Raw genomic sequence first — 14,831 nt, 5'->3', positions numbered from 1 at the left:
CGCGGGGCACCGAGCGGGTTCAGAAGCCTCCGCCGACGGTGTACGCCTTTGCCGCGGTGGCTCCCGTCGCGGTGTACGTGTCCCCGCCGGAGTCCCGGCCGCCCCTGGCGTGGTCGTACTGGACGGCGAAGACGTGTTTCCCCGCCGGGACGGTGCGGCCCGCCTTGAGGCTCCATGTGCAGACCAGGACGCCGCCGGCTTCCTCGCTGGTGAAGGCGAAGTCCTCCTCCGGCAGGGTGCGCCAGGCGCCGGTGAGGGCCACCCCTCCGGTCTGCGCGATGCCGACCTCGAGGGTGAGGGCGGTCAACGGTGCCGCGGTCTCGACGCTGATGTCGCTCTGCGCCCAGTAGGCGTTGCGGTAGGGGTTGACGGAGCCACCGGAGGAGAGTGGTCCGCTCGTGCGCCCGGCCGGCGTGGCCGTGCTGCGGGCGGGGACGCCGGGGAGGAGGGGGGCGTGCCGGAGGGGGGCCGCGGCGGACCGGAGGCGAGGGGGCTGGAGGGCGGTCCGCGGTGTCCCGTGTGGTGCCGTGCCCCGGGAGGAGGACCCGCGGCCACGGGCCGGGGCGTGCGGGACGCGCCGCGCGAAGCGGGGCATCCGCGGCGTCCATGCCCCGCTCGATCCGGGCGAGCATCCGTTCCCGGTCCGGCAGGTGGGCGCGCGGAGGGCCGGCGGAGCCATGACGGACTTCCGCCGCACCGTCACGTTGCCGCCGGGCGGGGAAAGGTTGCCGCGGGACCACGCCCGCGCGCCGAGCAGCGCCGCGGCCCCCGTCGAGCCACACGCCGATGCCGGACAGCACCCGCGGCCCGCCGTCTTCCTGGACCGGCCGAACCGGATCGGCGAGGGAGACCGCCTCCGGCGCGGCCGGGGTCCTTGGTCAGGTCGCCAGGAGCCACCGGGTCAGCGCGGGCCCCCGTCCTTGTGACGGCGGACGAAGACGTGCCAGAGGGCGACGACGGCCACTCCGGCGGCGAGCCAGCAGGCGAGGACGACGGCGGCCCAGGCGAGGATGGTGAGAACGCTCAACGACGCCTCCGGCGGGCGAGGGAAAAGCCGGTCGTCATGACAACGAGGAGAACGCGCCGGAACAACGGCCGAGGCGTGTCATCGACAAGACGGCCCGCGCGCGTTTGAATCGCCCGCGGGGACCTCGGGGCCTCCGCCGGGCGTGAAGTGGCGGCTGTGACTTCTCCCACCCCCTCTTGCCGCGGGAATGAAGGGTTACCTAAGTTGCCCATATGGCTCATTCTCCGCTTTCCCCCGACCCTGAGGGGTCCGCTCGCCCGGACCTCTCGCTCGTCGACTTCACCCTCGACCTCACCTCCCAGGAAGCGCTCCGACAGGTCCACGTCCTGGACGCCGTCGGCGCCGACTGGGATCCGATCGAGGTACTGCGCGGCGAGGAGGCGGCGTACGACCTGCTGTACTCCGGACTCGACGCGGACCAGCGGCGCCTCTACGAGGAGCTCGTCGCGGCCGGTGTGCTCCCCCGGCGCGGGGGCGGGCATGCTGCCGCTTGACCCGCAGGCGGACCGGGGGCGCCGCGCCTGGGTGGCCTGCCCCGCGTGCGACGACGGGCACGGCTGCGAACCCTGCGGCCGGCGGCTGACGTGCTCCGACCACTGGCGCTACCTGCTGTCCAACACGGGCAGCCTGCTGCACCTCCAGTGCCCGGCGTGCACGCACATCTGGGTGCACGAGAGCGGCTTCGGCGCCACGCGCTCCCTCTGGGACCGGGTCACCAGCGGCTGGTCGCGCCGCTGAGCACGGTTCCGTGCGGAGAACGGCCACGGCGTCGGCGAGGGCGGCCACCGGTCCGCGCGGGGAGTCCTGCCCACCCGCCCGAGCAGCGCGTGCCGCCCCGCGAACGGACGCGCCACAAGAGCGGACCCATGCTCCTCGCTCAGAATCGATCATCAAGCGGCTGACCCTCCGGGCCTGCCGGCTCCTCGTCGCGGACACCCCTCGCCGCTCGGCACGAGGCCGTCGCACCCGATTGCGTCCGGCCCGGCGAGGCCGCCCGCTCGTCCAGGTACAGCTCCGCCCGGACCGTCTTGCCGACGGGCACGCGTGGGAGAACCTCCCAGCGGCCGACGAGCGCCTCGACGAGGGCCAGGCCCCGGCCGCCGTCGGCGAGCGGGGCCGTCGGCCGGACCGGGCCGGGGCGGGCTTCGGTGCGTGTGTCGGAGACGTCGATGCGCAGGCGCTCGCCCGGCCGGTACGCGAGGGCCAGCTCGAAGTCCCGGCCGGGCACGCGCCCGTGGGTGACGGCGTTCGCGGCGAGTTCGGCGACGATCTGCGCGGCGGCGTCGGAGACCGGGCAGCCGTGCGGGAGGCCCCAGCGGTCGAGCTGGTGGAGCGCGAGCCGCCGGGCCAGCCGGGCGCCGCGCGGGGTGGAGCTGAAACGCTGGGTGAACACACGTACGGTAACCGCCTCTTGGCGGGTCTGCTGGGTGGCCATGGGGCCAATGTGGCGCGGCGGGCTGCGGGTTCCCAGGTCAGAAACTCGTACGCTGCGTGAGCGTACGAGTCCGGAGGGTGGACAGTACTCCTCACGGTCCGTGAGCATGCGGGGTGGGAGGTGCGCATGATGACGACGACCGACGGAGTCGCGGAGCCGGAGACCTCGGACAGCCTGAGGGCCTTCGGGGAGGTGGTCAAGGTGTTCCGCAGGCGGGCGGGGCTGACCCAGGAGGAGTTCGCCGCGCAGGTGCGCTATTCGCGGGAGACGATCGCCTCGGTGGAGCAGGGGCGGCGCTTCCCGTCGCCCACGTTCGTGGAGCGGGCGGAGGCGCTGCTCGACGCCTTCGGGGTGGTGCGGGCGGCGGCGAAGCACCTGTCGCGGCAGCCGGGGCTGGCCAGCTGGTTCCAGCGCTGGGCACGCCTGGAGGCGGCGGCGCTGTGCCTGTACACGTACGAGAACCGGCTCGTGCCGGGGCTGCTGCAGATCGACGCGTACGCGCGGACGCTGTTCGAGCAGCAGTTACCGCCGCTCGGTGACGCGGAGGTCGAGGAGAAGCTGGTGGCCCGCGCGGCGCGGCGGGAGCTGCTCACCGAACGCCCCAACACCGCCTACAGCTTCATCATCGAGGAGCACGTGCTGCGCCGGCCGACCGGCGGCCCCGAGGTGCACCGGGCCCAGCTGGAGCACGTGCTGCGGATGTCCGAGCGGCGCAACGTCGAGATCCAGGTGATGGCGCAGGGACGGGGGCACCACGCGGGACTGGACGGGCCGATGCGCCTCCTGGAGACCCAGGAGAACCGCTGGTACGGGTACTGCGAGGGGCAGCGGGCCGGGCTGCTGCTCGCCGAGGCGAAAGACGTCGGCATCCTCCAGATGCGGTATGCCAGGATGCGGTCACAGGCTCTTACGCTGGAAGACTCCCAGAGCCTGTTGCGGCAGATGCGAGGAGCGACATGAGCAGCACCGACCTGGTCTGGTTCAAGAGCAGCTACAGCGGCGGCGACGGCGACGACTGCGTCGAAGTGGCGCTCTCCTGGCACAAGTCGAGCTACAGCGGCGGCTCCGGCGACGACTGCGTCGAGGTGGCCGCCTGTCCCGGCACCGTGCACGTCCGCGACTCGAAGCGTCCCGAGGGCGCGCGGCTCGCGCTGGGGCCCGCCGCCTGGAGCGCGTTCGTCGCGCGCTGCGAGCGGATCTGATGGCCTATCTGGACGAGCTGTTCTCGCTGACCGGGCGCACCGCGCTGGTCACCGGCGGCAGTTCGGGGATCGGCAAGGCCGTCGCCCGCGCCCTGGCCCGGGCCGGGGCGAAGGTCGTGATCGTCGCCCGGCGCGAGGCCGAGCTGAAGGCGGCCGTCGACGAGCTGACCGAGGCCGGCGCCACCGCGGCCTGGGTCAGCGGCGACCTCGGCACCCGTACGGGCGTGCGGGCCACCGCCGAGGAGGCCGCCGCCGTGTACGGCGAGCCGGACATCCTCGTCAACTCCGCCGGGATCAACCTGCGTCCGCCGCTGTCCGAGCTCTCCGAGGAGGTCTGGGACCGGACGATGGCGGTGAACCTGGAGGCGCCGTTCCTGCTCGGGCAGCGCTTCGGGCCCGGGATGGCCGAGCGCGGCTTCGGCCGGATCATCCACGTCACCTCGCAGCAGGCGCACCGGGCGTTCGTGCGGTCGGGCGCGTACGGGGTGTCGAAGGGCGGCCTGGAGTCGCTGGCCCGCTCGCAGGCCGAGGCCTGGTCGGGGCGCGGGGTGACGGTCAACACGCTCGTGCCGGGCTTCGTGCTGACCCCGCTCAACGAGCGCCTCGCGTCCGACCCGGCACAGGTCGCCGGGCTGGCCGCCCGCACCATGGTCGGACGCAACGGGCTGGCCGAGGACTTCGAGGGGGCCGCGGTGTTCCTGGCGAGCCGGGCCTCCGGCTACGTCACCGGGCAGGCGCTGTTCGTGGACGGCGGGCTCTCGGTGCACTGAGCGCGGGGTGCGGCCCGCCCGACCGGCGCTCCGGAAGACCGGGCGGGCACAGCGCGGGCCCGCGGCCCGCTTTCCGAGAAGCCGGTGACCGCCATAACAGCGCCTGAAGCCGGGCACCTTACCAGCGCGCCGCGCTCACCACACGAAGAGTCGCCACTCTCCGCACCCGCCCGCACACATCGGGTACTCATGGGCGCGGGAGGAACATCGTGGTCTTCGATCTGAGCCGCTTCCGCAAGTCCGCACCCGCCCCCGGCGGGTGCCCGTCCCTGTCCGGCGCCCCGCACGACACCCCGGCCCCCGCGGCGGACGTCCGCCCCGCGCGACCGCAGGAGTTCACGGACCGGCACCAGGCGGAGAGTTTCATCCGCCAGTTCCATCGCGAACAGCCGCTCGCCGGAGACGTGGAGCACAGAGTCCGCGACGTACGGGACGCGATCGACCGCACCGGTGTGTACGAGCACACGCCGGAGGAACTGCGCTTCGGCGCTCGCGTCGCCTGGCGCAACGCGGCCCGCTGCATAGGCCGGCTCTACTGGCGCGGTCTGGTCGTGCGCGACCTGAGGCACGTCACCTCCGCCGACGGCGTGGCGGCCCAGTGCTTCGAGCACTTGAGGACAGCGGCGAACGGCGGGCGGATCCGTCCGGTGATCTCGGTCTTCGCGCCGGACAGACCCGAGCGGCCCGCGCCCAGGATCGTCAACGACCAACTGGTCCGCTACGCGGGACACCGCACGCCCGAAGGCCCTTGGTGCGGGGACCCCCACAGCGCCGCCCTGACCGCGTACGCCCGCACGCTGGGCTGGAAGCGGTCCGAAGCCGCCTTCCAGCCCCTGCCGCTGATGGTGCGGGAACGTCCCGGCGCGCGGCCGGAGCCCTACGAGCTGCCGGACGACGCGGTGGCCGAGGTGACACTGCGGCACCCGGATCACGACTGGTTCGCCGACCTGGGGCTGCGCTGGTACACGGTGCCGGCGATCAGCGACATGACCCTCGAGATCGGCGGAGTCCGCTATCCGGCGGCTCCTTTCAACGGCTGGTACATGGGGACCGAGATCGGGGCCCGCAACCTCGCCGACGCCGGGCGGTACGACCGGCTTCCGCTGATCGCGGACCGGCTGGGGCTCGATCGTTCGTCGGAGCGCACGTTGTGGCGGGACCGGGCCCTGGTCGAGCTGAACGTGGCGGTACTGCACTCCTTCGAGGAGGCGGGGGTGACGATGGCCGACCACCACACCGAGTCCGAGCGGTTCCTGCGGCACGTGGAGCGGGAGAGCCGGCTGGGCAGGCCGACGCCCGCCGACTGGAGCTGGATCGTCCCCCCGCTCTCCGGCTCCGCCACCCCCGTCTTCCACCGCTACTACGACCCGGTCGACCCTTCCCTCCGGCCCGCCTTCCTCGCCCGAAAGACCTGAGCACCACGCCGGAGGCGGTGCCTCTCCGCAGGAGCGAGCCGAGGCCGGACGCTTCGAGGGCCGGGCGCTCCGGGACCGGTGAGCGGCCTCGTCGGCCGCGCAACCCGGCGCTTGAACGTCGCGGCGGGTTCCGCGCCCCGCCCGGGGCGGCGTCGTGCGCGGCTACCAGCGGTCGCGGTGGACGACGTCCGCCACGGGACGCCGGCCGACCGGGCCGAACCGGCCGCGCGGCCATCCCACCGGGATGGCCGCGAAGGTGTTCATGTCCGCCGGGATCCCGAGGGCCGCCTTCCACTCGTCCTCGAGCATCAGGTGCCAGATGGTGATGTTGGCGGCGAGCCCGAGCCCGCGGGCGGCCAGCAGCAGGTTCTGCACACCGGGGTAGACGCAGGAACCCTCCGCCAGGGCGGCGAAACGGTCCTGTGTCCCCGCCATGCGGGTCACGGCCTCCGCGCCGAGCGACTCGGCGTAGAGCCGTAGCCCCTCCTCCTCGATCCTCGGCTCCGGGAACCGGTAGCAGGGGATGATCAGTGCCGGGGTGTCGGCGAAGTGGTCGCGCTGGTACTCGATGGCGGCGACCATGCGTCCGTAGGCGGCTTCGTCCATGCCCTCGGGGGCGTACTTGCCCGTGGTGGCGAGGTAGGCGTCCACGCAGCGCTTCCACAGGGGCGCCAGGGAGGCCATCACGGCGCGGTCCGTGACGACGACGTACTCGTAGCGCTGCATGTTGCCGCCACTGGGCCCCCAGACGGCCGCCTGTATCAGCCGGTCGACCAGTGCGTCGGGCACCGGATCGGGCTTGAGGCGGCGCATGGCGCGCATGGTCGACATGGTCGCGAAGAGCGCCGGGTCGTCCGGCTCGGTGACGAAGTCGGGGGAAATCATGATCGTGAGTCTAGGAGGCGGCGGCGCGGCCGGTCCGGCCGGCCGCGGACGCGGGCCGCTCCGTTCACGCGGGACGCCTTTCCCGGACCGTGAAGTGACGGGCCGTCGGACGTCGTCACGCGATCGTGATGCCCCGGGCGAGGAGCAGCGCCAGATCCACCGCCGCCACGACGACCGCCCCCGCCAGCGCGGCCTTGCGCCCGCACCGGCGAAGCAGCGTGCCCGCGAGTCCGACGACGACCACCAGCCCCAGGACGATCGCCTCCCAGACTCCGTACCGTGCCCCTCGGGGGCCCGTCAGCAGCAGGGCCGTCGCCGCCACCAAGGGGACGGGCAACAGCAGCCGGGTGCCGTGCACGCCCAGCCGGTGCGGGAGGCCGCGGACCCCCGCGGCGAGGTCGTCGGCGATGTCGGGGAGCGTGTCCGCCAGATGGGCCGCGACCCCGAGGAGGGCGCCCGCCGCGACGGCCCACCAGGCGGGACGGGGGTGGCCGGGCAGGGAGAGGGCGACGAAGGCCGGAAGGGAGCCGAAGCCGACCGCGTAGGGGAGCCAGGACAGCACGGTCGCCTTGAGCCGCAGGTTGTACAGCCACGCCGCGGCGACCCCGGTGAGGTGTACCGAGCCCGCGGCGAGGCCCGCGGCCAGGGACAGCGGGACACACACCGCGAGCGCGACCGCGGCGGCGGCCCACACCCGGCGGACCCCCACCGTGCCGTCGGCCGCCGGCTTGCCCGCCCGGCGGGCCGCCGCGTCCCGCCGGGCGTCGAAGGCGTCGTTGCACCAGCCGACGGACAGTTGGCCGGTGAGCACGGCCGCGCACACCGGAAGGCTCCGGGCCGCGCCGAGACCGGCCCCCGCGCACAGGGCCGTGGTGAGCGCGGTCACCGCGACGACGGGCCCCGGATGACAGGCGAGGGCCAGCGCACGCCATCCGGGGCTTCTGCCCGGCGCCGGGCTCCCGTCCGGGGCCCGGACTCCCGGCGCGTCCAGCACGTGCGGTGTGTCCACGGACCCGATGGTAGGCACCAAGAAGCGAAGCAAAAGGGAGATACACGCAGGAAATGACCTGACGCGCGGGAAATATGCGTCCTTCCTCAGGACCGCGCAGGCAGGATGACGCCATGTCACCTCACCCTCAGGAGTCAGGATGACCCGCATCGCGGCCGTACACGGCGTCGTCCCCCCGCATCGCCACGCGCAGCGCGACGTCACCGACATGGTGGCGCGTACCTGCCTGCCGCCGGGCGCGGACCGCGGACTTCTGGACCGGCTCCACCGCAACGCGGGGGTACGGACGCGGCACACCGTGCTCCCGCTGGAGGGCTACGGCGGACTCCACGGGTTCGGAGCGGCCAACGACGTGTACATCCGTGAAGCCGTCGAACTCGGGGCGCAGGCGGTGCGCGGCGCGCTGCGGGCGGCACGGCTGCGCCCCGAGGAGGTGGACCTGCTGCTGTTCGCCTCCGTGACCGGGGTGGCCGCTCCCTCCATCGACGCTCGGCTGGTCGGCCGTCTCGGTCTGCGCCCGGACGTGAAGCGGCTGCCCGTCTTCGGCCTGGGCTGCGTCGCCGGAGCCGCCGGCGTGGCCCGGCTGCACGACTACCTGCTCGGCTGGCCCTCCCACGTGGCCGTCCTGCTCTCGGTCGAGCTCTGCTCCCTCACGTTCCAGGGCCAGGACACGACGCCGGCCAACCTCGTGGCGACCGCGCTGTTCGGCGACGGCGCCGCGGCGGTGGTGGCCACGGGCGGACAACGCGCGGCGGACGGCGCGGGCGGCCCACGGGTCGTGGCCACCCGCAGCCGGATGTACCCGGACAGCGAACGTGTGATGGGCTGGGACATCCGCAGTTCCGGCTTCAGGGTCGTCCTGGACCCGGCCGTGCCCGACGTCGTGCGCCGCTATCTGGCGGACGACGTGCGGGGCTTTCTCGAAGACCACGGTCTCAAACCGAAGGACATCGCGCACTGGGTCTGCCATCCGGGAGGCCCCAAGGTCCTGGAAGCCGTGACCGAGGTGCTCGAACTGCCCGACGGAGCGCTCGACATCACCCGGCGCTCGCTGGCCGAGGTGGGGAACCTGTCGTCCTCGTCGGTGCTCCACGTGCTGCGGGACACGCTGGCGGAGCGACGGCCCACACCGGGGACGCCCGGCCTGCTGATGGCGATGGGACCGGGGTTCTGTTGCGAACTCGTGCTGCTGAGCTGGTAGGACGGAGGGCTGGGGATGCTGTGGTACGTCTGCCTGGTGCTGGCGGTCGCCGTGGAGCGCGGGGTCGAACTCGCCGTCGCGCTACGCAACAGGCGCTGGAGTCTGGCCCGCGGCGGCATCGAGAGCGGGCGGGGGCACTACCCCGCGATGGTCGTCCTGCACATCGCCCTGCTGGCCGGGTGCCTCGTGGAAGTCCCGCTGGCGGGGCGTCCGTTCCTGCCCTGGCTGGCCTGGCCGATGATGGCCCTCGTGCTCGCCGCGCAGGCGCTGCGCTGGTGGTGCATCCGCACGCTGGGCAGGCGCTGGAACACCCGCGTCATCGTGGTGCCGGGCCTTCCGCTGGTCACCGGCGGACCGTACCGGTGGCTGCGTCACCCCAACTACGTGGCGGTGGCCGTCGAGGGACTCGCGCTGCCCCTGGTGCACGGGGCCTGGCTGACCGCCGTGGTGTTCACCCTGCTCGACACCGTGCTCTTCAGCGTGCGGATCCGGTGCGAGAACGAGGCGCTCGCCGGGAGTCGCGCCGTCGCGGACGTGCGGGCGTGATCGACCTCATCGTGGCGGGGGCCGGACCCGCCGGACTGGTGGCCGCGATCCAGGCGGCGCGAGCCGGTCTGGACACGGTCGTGGTCGAACCTCGGACCGGCCTCCTCGACAAGGCGTGCGGCGAGGGGATCATGCCCGGCGGCGTGGCGGCCCTGCGCGACCTCGGGGTCCGGCCGCCCGGCCGGGAGCTGCGCGGAATCCGGTACACGGACGGCACGCGCCGCGTCGAGGCGCCCTTCCGGGACGCACGGGGCCTCGGCGTACGGAGGACCGCTCTGCAGGCGGCGCTGCTGCGGCGGGCATGCGAGCTCGGCGTACGCGTCGAGCAGGGGAAGGTCGCGGAGATCCGCCAGAGCGACGACCGGGTCCGCGCGGCGGGCCTCACGGCACGCTGGCTGATCGCCGCCGACGGTCTGCACTCCCCGGTGCGCCGGGCGCTGGGGCTCGACGTACGGATCGATGCCGGGCGGCGCTTCGGTATGCGGCGCCACTACCGGATCGCCCCGTGGACGGACTTCGTGGAGGTGCACTGGTCGCGCCACGGCGAGGCGTACGTGACGCCGGTCGACGACGGGCTGGTGGGCGTCGCGGTGCTCAGCCGGGAGCGCCGCCCGTACGAGGAGCACCTGACCGCCTTTCCGGCCCTCGCCGCCTCACTCCGGGGCAAGGAGGCCGGAACCGTACGCGGCGCGGGGCCGCTGCGCAGCCGCGCGCGGGAGCGCCGGGCGGGACGGGTCCTGCTGATCGGGGACGCGGCGGGCTACGTCGACGCGCTGACGGGCGAGGGCATCGCGCTGGCGGCCATGACGGCCACCGCGGCGGTCGGCTGTCTGGTCGCCGGCCGCCCGGAGGAGTATCCGCGGCGGTGGGCCAGACTGACGAGACGTCACCGGCTCCTGACCGAGGCACTCGTGCGTACGGCCCTGCGTCCGGGCCGCGCCGCGATGATCGTGCCGGCGGCTTCCCGTGCGCCGCTGCTCTTCCGGGCCGCGGTGCGCGCGCTGCAGTGAGGGTCCGGGGCACGGGCCGCCGCCTGGCCGGGCACCGTCGCGCGCGGGCGGACCGCCTGCCCCGGCGGCCCGGCTCCCCGGGCGCCGAGGGTGGGGCCACGGGACAGTTGGCCCATCGTTCACCGCACGCCCGTCCCGCGGAGGGCGGCGGTTCGGCCGGTGCCGCGACGCTCGTGCCGCCCTGACGTAACGACCCCGGGACGGAAATTCGTGACGGACTCACGCGACCGCAGTTGGCGCCGCAGCCTTGCCCTCCTCCTCGTCGCCGGCCCGGTGCTGGCCGCCGGCGCCCTGACCGCCGCACCGGCTCACGCCGCGCCGGCCGACGACGTCCGGATCAACGAGGTGGTGACCACCGGAGACGTCGGCGACTCGATCGAGCTGTACAACAAGGGGACGGGCTCGGTCGACATCTCCGGCTGGATCCTGAAGGACGAGAAGAACGGTTCCCGCCACACGATCGCGTCGGGCACCACCCTGGCACCCGGAGCGTTCCTCGCCTTCGACGTGCACGGCTCCTTCGGCCTGGGCTCCGACGACAAGGCGCGGCTGTACCTGCCGGACGGCGGCACCCTGGTGGACTCCTTCTCCTGGCGCACCCATTCGGCGCCCTCCTGGTCGCGCTGCGCCGACGGCACCGGTGGATTCACGGCGGCGGCGGTCACCCTCGGTGCCGCGAACGCCTGCGGCGGCGGGCCCGCCGCGGGGGCCTGGCCGGGTGGTGGCTCGGTGGCGACCGCCGACGCGTCGAACGTCTTCGGCCGGGACCTCAGCGGCCTGTACCAGGAGGCCGGGGTGATGTGGGCCGCCCAGAACTCGGGCCGGCTGTGGCGACTGCTCCCGAACGGCTCCGGCGGCTGGACGCCGGACACGGCCGGCGGCTGGTCGTCCGGCAAGACGCTCCGTTTCCCGGGCGGCTCCGGTGTCCCCGACAGCGAGGGCGTCACCCTCACGGACGCCGGGTCCGCGGGCGGCGTGTTCGTCTCCAGCGAGCGGGACGGCAACGCGTCCGGCACCAGCCGCCTCTCCGTCCTCAGGTACGACGTGAACGGCACGGGCTCCACCCTCACGGCCGCCAAGGAGTGGAACCTGACCTCAGACCTGCCGTCGGTGGGCGCCAACCTCGGGCTCGAGGGCGTGGCCTGGGTCCCGGACGCGTACCTGACCGGCGCCGGCCTCACGGACGTGGCGACCGGCGCGGCCTACGATCCGGCCGGATACGGCGCGCACAGCGGCGGGGTGTTCTTCGTCGGCGTCGAGGGCACCGGCATGGTCCACGGCTACGTCCTGGAGGACTCGGGCGCCTTCACCCGCGTCACCTCGGCCGCCGGCGGCACGGCGGGGGTGATGGAGCTCCAGTGGGAGCCGCAGGCCCAGCGCCTCTGGGTGGTCTGCGACGACACCTGCCACGGCATGCACCGGACCATGCGGGTCGACGCCTCCGGCGGCTTCGCCACCACCGCCGTCTTCGACCGCCCCAGCGGGATGTCCGACCTCAACAACGAGGGCTTCACGGTGGCGGGCGCGAGTGAGTGCGTCGGCGGCTCCAAGCCCGTCTACTGGTCCGACGACGACAACACCGACGGTCACGCGCTGCGCAGGGGGACGCTCGCCTGCTGACGCCTGGCCCGCCGGTGGGCGTTCCGGCAGGGCGGGCGCGCGGGGGCGCGGGGGCGCGGGGGCGCGGGGGCGCGCGGAACCCGCGTGACGGCCGGGGTGTTCCACCCCCGTACACTCGCTAGCCGTTTCCACCGACGGAGAAGGACGAGAGCCGTGAATCTGCAGGACCGTGCCCACGCAACGCCCGGCGACGCTCCCATCTACGCGGGGCTCGTCAAGGAACTGGGCGACATACCGGCCGAGGTGAGCCGGACGGCGGAGAAGATCCTTCGTGAGGTGGACCACGCCGTCGACTTCAGCAGGACGCGCGCCGCGATCTGACCGAGGGGAGGCCGTGCGGCCTCCCCTCCTCCCTTGACCGGCCGCGGCACGCCCTCCTGCCGCCCCGGCCCTCTCCCCGGGGCGGGGGCCGGTCGGGCGACTACTGGTCGCGCAGGCCCCAGGGGGAGCCGTACGCGGTCAGCAGATCCAGGAAAGGACGGGGGTCGAAGGCTTCGGCGCCGAGCACCCCGGAGCCGCTCCAGGTGCCGGCGGCCATCAGCTCCAGGGCGACGACCGGGTTGACGGCGGTCTGCCAGACCACGGCCTGGGAGCCGTACTCGCGCATCGACCACTCGTTGTCGACGACGTGGTACAGGTACACCTCGCGGGGCGCTCCGTCCTTGGTGCCCTTGACCCAGGTGCCCGCGCAGGTCTTGCCGCGCATCCGGTCCCCGAGCGTGGCCGGGTCGGGGAGACAGGCGGCGACGACGTCCCGCGGGGAGACCTGGGCCCCGCCGGGCACGGTCACCTTCTCCGTGCGGTCCAGGCCCAGTTTGTGGAGGGTCTTGAGGGTCTCGATGAACTCGTCGCCGAGACCGTACTTGAACGTCACCCGCCCGGCGTCCACCCAGCGCGGGATGAGCAGGACCTCCTCGTGTTCGACGTTGACGCACTCGACCGGACCTATGCCCTCGGGGAAGTCGAAGGTCTCCGGCTCGCTGAAGGGCGCGGTGGTGTACCAGCCGCGGTCCTTCTCCCAGACCACCGGCGGGTTGAGACATTCCTCGATGGTCGTCCAGATGGAGAAGGACGGCGCGAAGTCGTAGCCGTCGACGGTCAGGTTGGCGCCGTCCCGGACACCGATCTCCTCGATCTCGTCGAAGAGCTCCTCGGCGGCGTATCGGGCGAACACATCGGAGAGGCCCGGTTCGACTCCGATGCCGACCAGCGCGAGCCGCCCCGACTTCTCCCAGTCGTCGGCGCGCTCGAACTGGGCGTCGCCCAGTTTCACCCCGCACCGCTCGTGCGGCGCCTCCGGGTGCGGGTAGGACAGGGACATCGCCATGTCGAGGTAGTGCGCCCCGGCCGCCAGGGATGCCTCGAACAACGGCATCACGAACCGCGGATCGGTGGCGTTCAGCAGGACGTCGCAGCGTCGCTCGGTGAGCAGGGTCTCGACCGCGGCCCGGTCGGAGGCGTCGACGCGCGCCGCGCTGAAGCGCGTCCCGGCCTCGCCCAGCGCGGCCACCGCCGCCTCGGCCCGGGGAAGCTCGTAGTCGGCGACGACGATGTGGTCGAAGAAGGAGCGGCGGGCGGCGATCCGGGTGATCGCGGTGCCTACGCCACCCGCGCCCACAAGCAGTACTCGCATGGCAGGGCTGCCTTTCATCTGCAACAGGCCGAGGCCTTTCGGATGCGCACATGGAAGGCCCCCCGCATCACATGCGTCAATGCTGTTGGCATATCCTGGGAAAGCACGAGGAAGGGCGGTGTGATGCCGAAGGAAGTGGTGCCCGAGGCGGCACGCAGGCGAAGAAAACCAACCAAGCAGGGGGTCGTCCTGTCCGAGCGACTCATCGTCGAGACCGCGATGCGCCTACTGGAGCAGCCCAGCAGGGAAGGGCTGACAGTGCGGCGGCTCGGCGCCGCGCTCGGCGCCGACCCGAGCAGCCTGTACCGCTATTTCCGCGGTTCGGACGACCTCACGCTGGCGATCGCCGACGCGCTGATCGGACGTGCCATGCACGGCCGGCGGAGCACCGGCGACTGGCGTACCGACCTGCGCGACCTGGGTGTGCGCATCTACACCGCGTACCTGGCCCACCCGCAGGCGGCCGTGCTGACGGCCAGCCGCGTCAGCGGCCGGGCGCACGAGATCGCGGCGGACGAGGCGATCCTCGGAGTGCTGCGCTCCGCGGGTCTCCCCGCCCCGGAGGCGGTGCGGATCTATCACGCGTTCATCGACCAGACGCTGGCCTTCGCCGCGCTGGACGCGGCCGGCCTCGCCCTTCCGCACGCCGCCAGGGCCGCCGACGAAGCGGTCTGGCAGGCCACCTACGCCCGACTGCCCGCCGAGACCCACCCCCATATCGCGGCCACGGCCCCCCTGCTGGTGGCCCGCATGAACAACAGCGCCTACCCGGCGGCCCTGGAGATGCTGCTGGACAGCGCCGAGGCCACACTGGCCCGCACGCGGGAGACCCCGCACGCCACGGAACCCGGTGCCGGCGCGAACGGCACGCGCGAGGAACGGACCTGATCGCGCGTCGGGGACCCGCGCCGCGAGGGGGACCGTCCCGGTGCGGACCGGCTCCCGCGCCGCTGCCGCGCACCCCCGGACCGCTACGGGGCGCCGTCGCGAGGGCTCCGTTTCCTCCCGCGAGGAGTCGCGGGGCCGGCCCGGCCTCCCGGGGCGGGGCACGGGGCGGTGGCGCCGCGCCCGGGGGCCG

General features: G+C 73.6%; 18 protein-coding genes. 12 read left to right on the top strand and 6 right to left on the bottom strand.

Annotated features, from left to right (window positions below):
* Positions 1 to 19: 19 nt before the first annotated feature.
* Positions 20 to 595, bottom strand: coding sequence for a hypothetical protein (locus OG393_RS31895; protein ID WP_327378175.1), 576 nt, complete (start codon positions 593 to 595; stop codon positions 20 to 22).
* A 306-nt stretch (positions 596 to 901) separates the two neighbouring features.
* Complete coding sequence (locus OG393_RS31890; protein ID WP_327378174.1) at positions 902 to 1,027, bottom strand: hypothetical protein; 126 nt, start codon at positions 1,025 to 1,027, stop codon at positions 902 to 904.
* 212 nt (positions 1,028 to 1,239) lie between these two features.
* On the opposite strand from OG393_RS31890, the gene OG393_RS31885 reads away from it, so the two are divergent.
* Both OG393_RS31885 and OG393_RS31880 read left to right on the top strand, forming a co-directional pair.
* A complete protein-coding gene (locus OG393_RS31885) occupies positions 1,240 to 1,521 on the top strand; it encodes a DUF6400 family protein (protein WP_327378173.1) in 282 nt (93 codons plus the stop codon).
* Positions 1,508 to 1,765, top strand: coding sequence for a hypothetical protein (locus tag OG393_RS31880; RefSeq protein ID WP_327378172.1), 258 nt, complete (start codon positions 1,508 to 1,510; stop codon positions 1,763 to 1,765). The genes OG393_RS31885 and OG393_RS31880 overlap by 14 nt, the downstream gene beginning before the upstream one ends.
* Positions 1,766 to 1,904: 139 nt before the next feature.
* On the opposite strand, the gene OG393_RS31875 is transcribed toward OG393_RS31880, so the two are convergent.
* Positions 1,905 to 2,462 (bottom strand): ATP-binding protein, encoded by a 558-nt coding sequence (locus tag OG393_RS31875; protein ID WP_327378171.1) that lies wholly within the window; start codon positions 2,460 to 2,462, stop codon positions 1,905 to 1,907.
* Between the two features lie 126 nt (positions 2,463 to 2,588).
* On the opposite strand from OG393_RS31875, the gene OG393_RS31870 reads away from it, so the two are divergent.
* The 4 genes from OG393_RS31870 (at position 2,589) to OG393_RS31855 (ending at position 5,849) form a co-directional block, all read left to right on the top strand.
* Positions 2,589 to 3,422, top strand: a complete 834-nt coding sequence (locus OG393_RS31870; protein WP_442817384.1) for a helix-turn-helix domain-containing protein — start codon at positions 2,589 to 2,591, stop codon at positions 3,420 to 3,422.
* Positions 3,419 to 3,664 carry a DUF397 domain-containing protein gene (locus OG393_RS31865; protein ID WP_327378170.1) on the top strand — a complete coding sequence of 82 codons (246 nt, stop codon included), beginning with the start codon at positions 3,419 to 3,421 and terminating at the stop codon, positions 3,662 to 3,664. Before OG393_RS31870 ends, OG393_RS31865 begins: the two co-directional genes overlap by 4 nt.
* Positions 3,664 to 4,434 carry an SDR family NAD(P)-dependent oxidoreductase gene (locus OG393_RS31860; RefSeq protein ID WP_327378169.1) on the top strand — a complete coding sequence of 257 codons (771 nt, stop codon included), beginning with the start codon at positions 3,664 to 3,666 and terminating at the stop codon, positions 4,432 to 4,434. Before OG393_RS31865 ends, OG393_RS31860 begins: the two co-directional genes overlap by 1 nt.
* Before the next feature lie 209 nt (positions 4,435 to 4,643).
* A complete protein-coding gene (locus OG393_RS31855) occupies positions 4,644 to 5,849 on the top strand; it encodes a nitric oxide synthase oxygenase (protein WP_327378168.1) in 1,206 nt (401 codons plus the stop codon).
* Between the two features lie 162 nt (positions 5,850 to 6,011).
* On the opposite strand, the gene OG393_RS31850 is transcribed toward OG393_RS31855, so the two are convergent.
* Positions 6,012 to 6,734, bottom strand: a complete 723-nt coding sequence (locus OG393_RS31850) for a nitroreductase family protein (RefSeq protein WP_327378167.1) — start codon at positions 6,732 to 6,734, stop codon at positions 6,012 to 6,014.
* 115 nt (positions 6,735 to 6,849) lie between these two features.
* Positions 6,850 to 7,743 (bottom strand): UbiA family prenyltransferase, encoded by an 894-nt coding sequence (locus OG393_RS31845; RefSeq protein WP_327378166.1) that lies wholly within the window; start codon positions 7,741 to 7,743, stop codon positions 6,850 to 6,852.
* A 139-nt stretch (positions 7,744 to 7,882) separates the two neighbouring features.
* Between OG393_RS31845 and OG393_RS31840 the strand changes: the two genes are divergently transcribed.
* The 5 genes from OG393_RS31840 to OG393_RS31820 all read left to right on the top strand — a co-directional run bounded on the left by OG393_RS31840 (position 7,883) and on the right by OG393_RS31820 (position 12,441).
* Complete coding sequence (locus tag OG393_RS31840; RefSeq protein ID WP_327378165.1) at positions 7,883 to 8,944, top strand: type III polyketide synthase; 1,062 nt, start codon at positions 7,883 to 7,885, stop codon at positions 8,942 to 8,944.
* Positions 8,945 to 8,959: 15 nt separating this feature from the next.
* Positions 8,960 to 9,490, top strand: coding sequence for an isoprenylcysteine carboxyl methyltransferase family protein (locus OG393_RS31835; protein WP_327378164.1), 531 nt, complete (start codon positions 8,960 to 8,962; stop codon positions 9,488 to 9,490).
* Positions 9,487 to 10,500, top strand: a complete 1,014-nt coding sequence (locus OG393_RS31830; protein ID WP_327378163.1) for an NAD(P)/FAD-dependent oxidoreductase — start codon at positions 9,487 to 9,489, stop codon at positions 10,498 to 10,500. Before OG393_RS31835 ends, OG393_RS31830 begins: the two co-directional genes overlap by 4 nt.
* A gap of 210 nt (positions 10,501 to 10,710) precedes the next feature.
* Positions 10,711 to 12,120 (top strand): lamin tail domain-containing protein, encoded by a 1,410-nt coding sequence (locus OG393_RS31825; RefSeq protein WP_327378162.1) that lies wholly within the window; start codon positions 10,711 to 10,713, stop codon positions 12,118 to 12,120.
* Between the two features lie 153 nt (positions 12,121 to 12,273).
* Positions 12,274 to 12,441, top strand: coding sequence for a hypothetical protein (locus OG393_RS31820; protein WP_327378161.1), 168 nt, complete (start codon positions 12,274 to 12,276; stop codon positions 12,439 to 12,441).
* 100 nt (positions 12,442 to 12,541) lie between these two features.
* On the opposite strand, the gene OG393_RS31815 is transcribed toward OG393_RS31820, so the two are convergent.
* On the bottom strand, positions 12,542 to 13,753 hold the full coding sequence (locus OG393_RS31815) for a saccharopine dehydrogenase family protein (protein WP_327378160.1): 1,212 nt from the start codon (positions 13,751 to 13,753) through the stop codon (positions 12,542 to 12,544).
* 123 nt (positions 13,754 to 13,876) lie between these two features.
* Here OG393_RS31815 and OG393_RS31810 point away from each other — a divergent pair, with 123 nt between their 5' ends.
* The gene (locus tag OG393_RS31810) at positions 13,877 to 14,641 is read left to right on the top strand and encodes a TetR/AcrR family transcriptional regulator (protein ID WP_327378159.1); all 765 of its coding nucleotides are present in this window, start codon (positions 13,877 to 13,879) and stop codon (positions 14,639 to 14,641) included.
* Positions 14,642 to 14,831 lie beyond the last annotated feature (190 nt).

The sequence above is a fragment of the Streptomyces sp. NBC_01216 genome (assembly GCF_035994945.1).
Lineage (GTDB): Bacteria > Actinomycetota > Actinomycetes > Streptomycetales > Streptomycetaceae > Streptomyces.
This window is presented reverse-complemented; position numbering and strand designations above follow the sequence as displayed.

Excerpts from the sequence above, each read along its gene's own strand:
- OG393_RS31860 (WP_327378169.1), top strand. The coding sequence starts at position 3,664 with ATGGCCTATCTGGACGAGCTGTTCTCGCTGACCGGGCGCACCGCGCTG.
- OG393_RS31835 (WP_327378164.1), top strand. The coding sequence starts at position 8,960 with ATGCTGTGGTACGTCTGCCTGGTGCTGGCGGTCGCCGTGGAGCGCGGG.
- OG393_RS31850 (WP_327378167.1), bottom strand. The coding sequence starts at position 6,734 with ATGATTTCCCCCGACTTCGTCACCGAGCCGGACGACCCGGCGCTCTTC.
- OG393_RS31895 (WP_327378175.1), bottom strand. The coding sequence starts at position 595 with ATGCCCCGCTTCGCGCGGCGCGTCCCGCACGCCCCGGCCCGTGGCCGC.
- OG393_RS31875 (WP_327378171.1), bottom strand. The coding sequence starts at position 2,462 with ATGGCCACCCAGCAGACCCGCCAAGAGGCGGTTACCGTACGTGTGTTC.
- OG393_RS31810 (WP_327378159.1), top strand. The coding sequence starts at position 13,877 with ATGCCGAAGGAAGTGGTGCCCGAGGCGGCACGCAGGCGAAGAAAACCA.
- OG393_RS31840 (WP_327378165.1), top strand. The coding sequence starts at position 7,883 with ATGACCCGCATCGCGGCCGTACACGGCGTCGTCCCCCCGCATCGCCAC.
- OG393_RS31870 (WP_442817384.1), top strand. The coding sequence starts at position 2,589 with ATGATGACGACGACCGACGGAGTCGCGGAGCCGGAGACCTCGGACAGC.
- OG393_RS31815 (WP_327378160.1), bottom strand. The coding sequence starts at position 13,753 with ATGCGAGTACTGCTTGTGGGCGCGGGTGGCGTAGGCACCGCGATCACC.
- OG393_RS31865 (WP_327378170.1), top strand. The coding sequence starts at position 3,419 with ATGAGCAGCACCGACCTGGTCTGGTTCAAGAGCAGCTACAGCGGCGGC.
- OG393_RS31885 (WP_327378173.1), top strand. The coding sequence starts at position 1,240 with ATGGCTCATTCTCCGCTTTCCCCCGACCCTGAGGGGTCCGCTCGCCCG.
- OG393_RS31880 (WP_327378172.1), top strand. The coding sequence starts at position 1,508 with ATGCTGCCGCTTGACCCGCAGGCGGACCGGGGGCGCCGCGCCTGGGTG.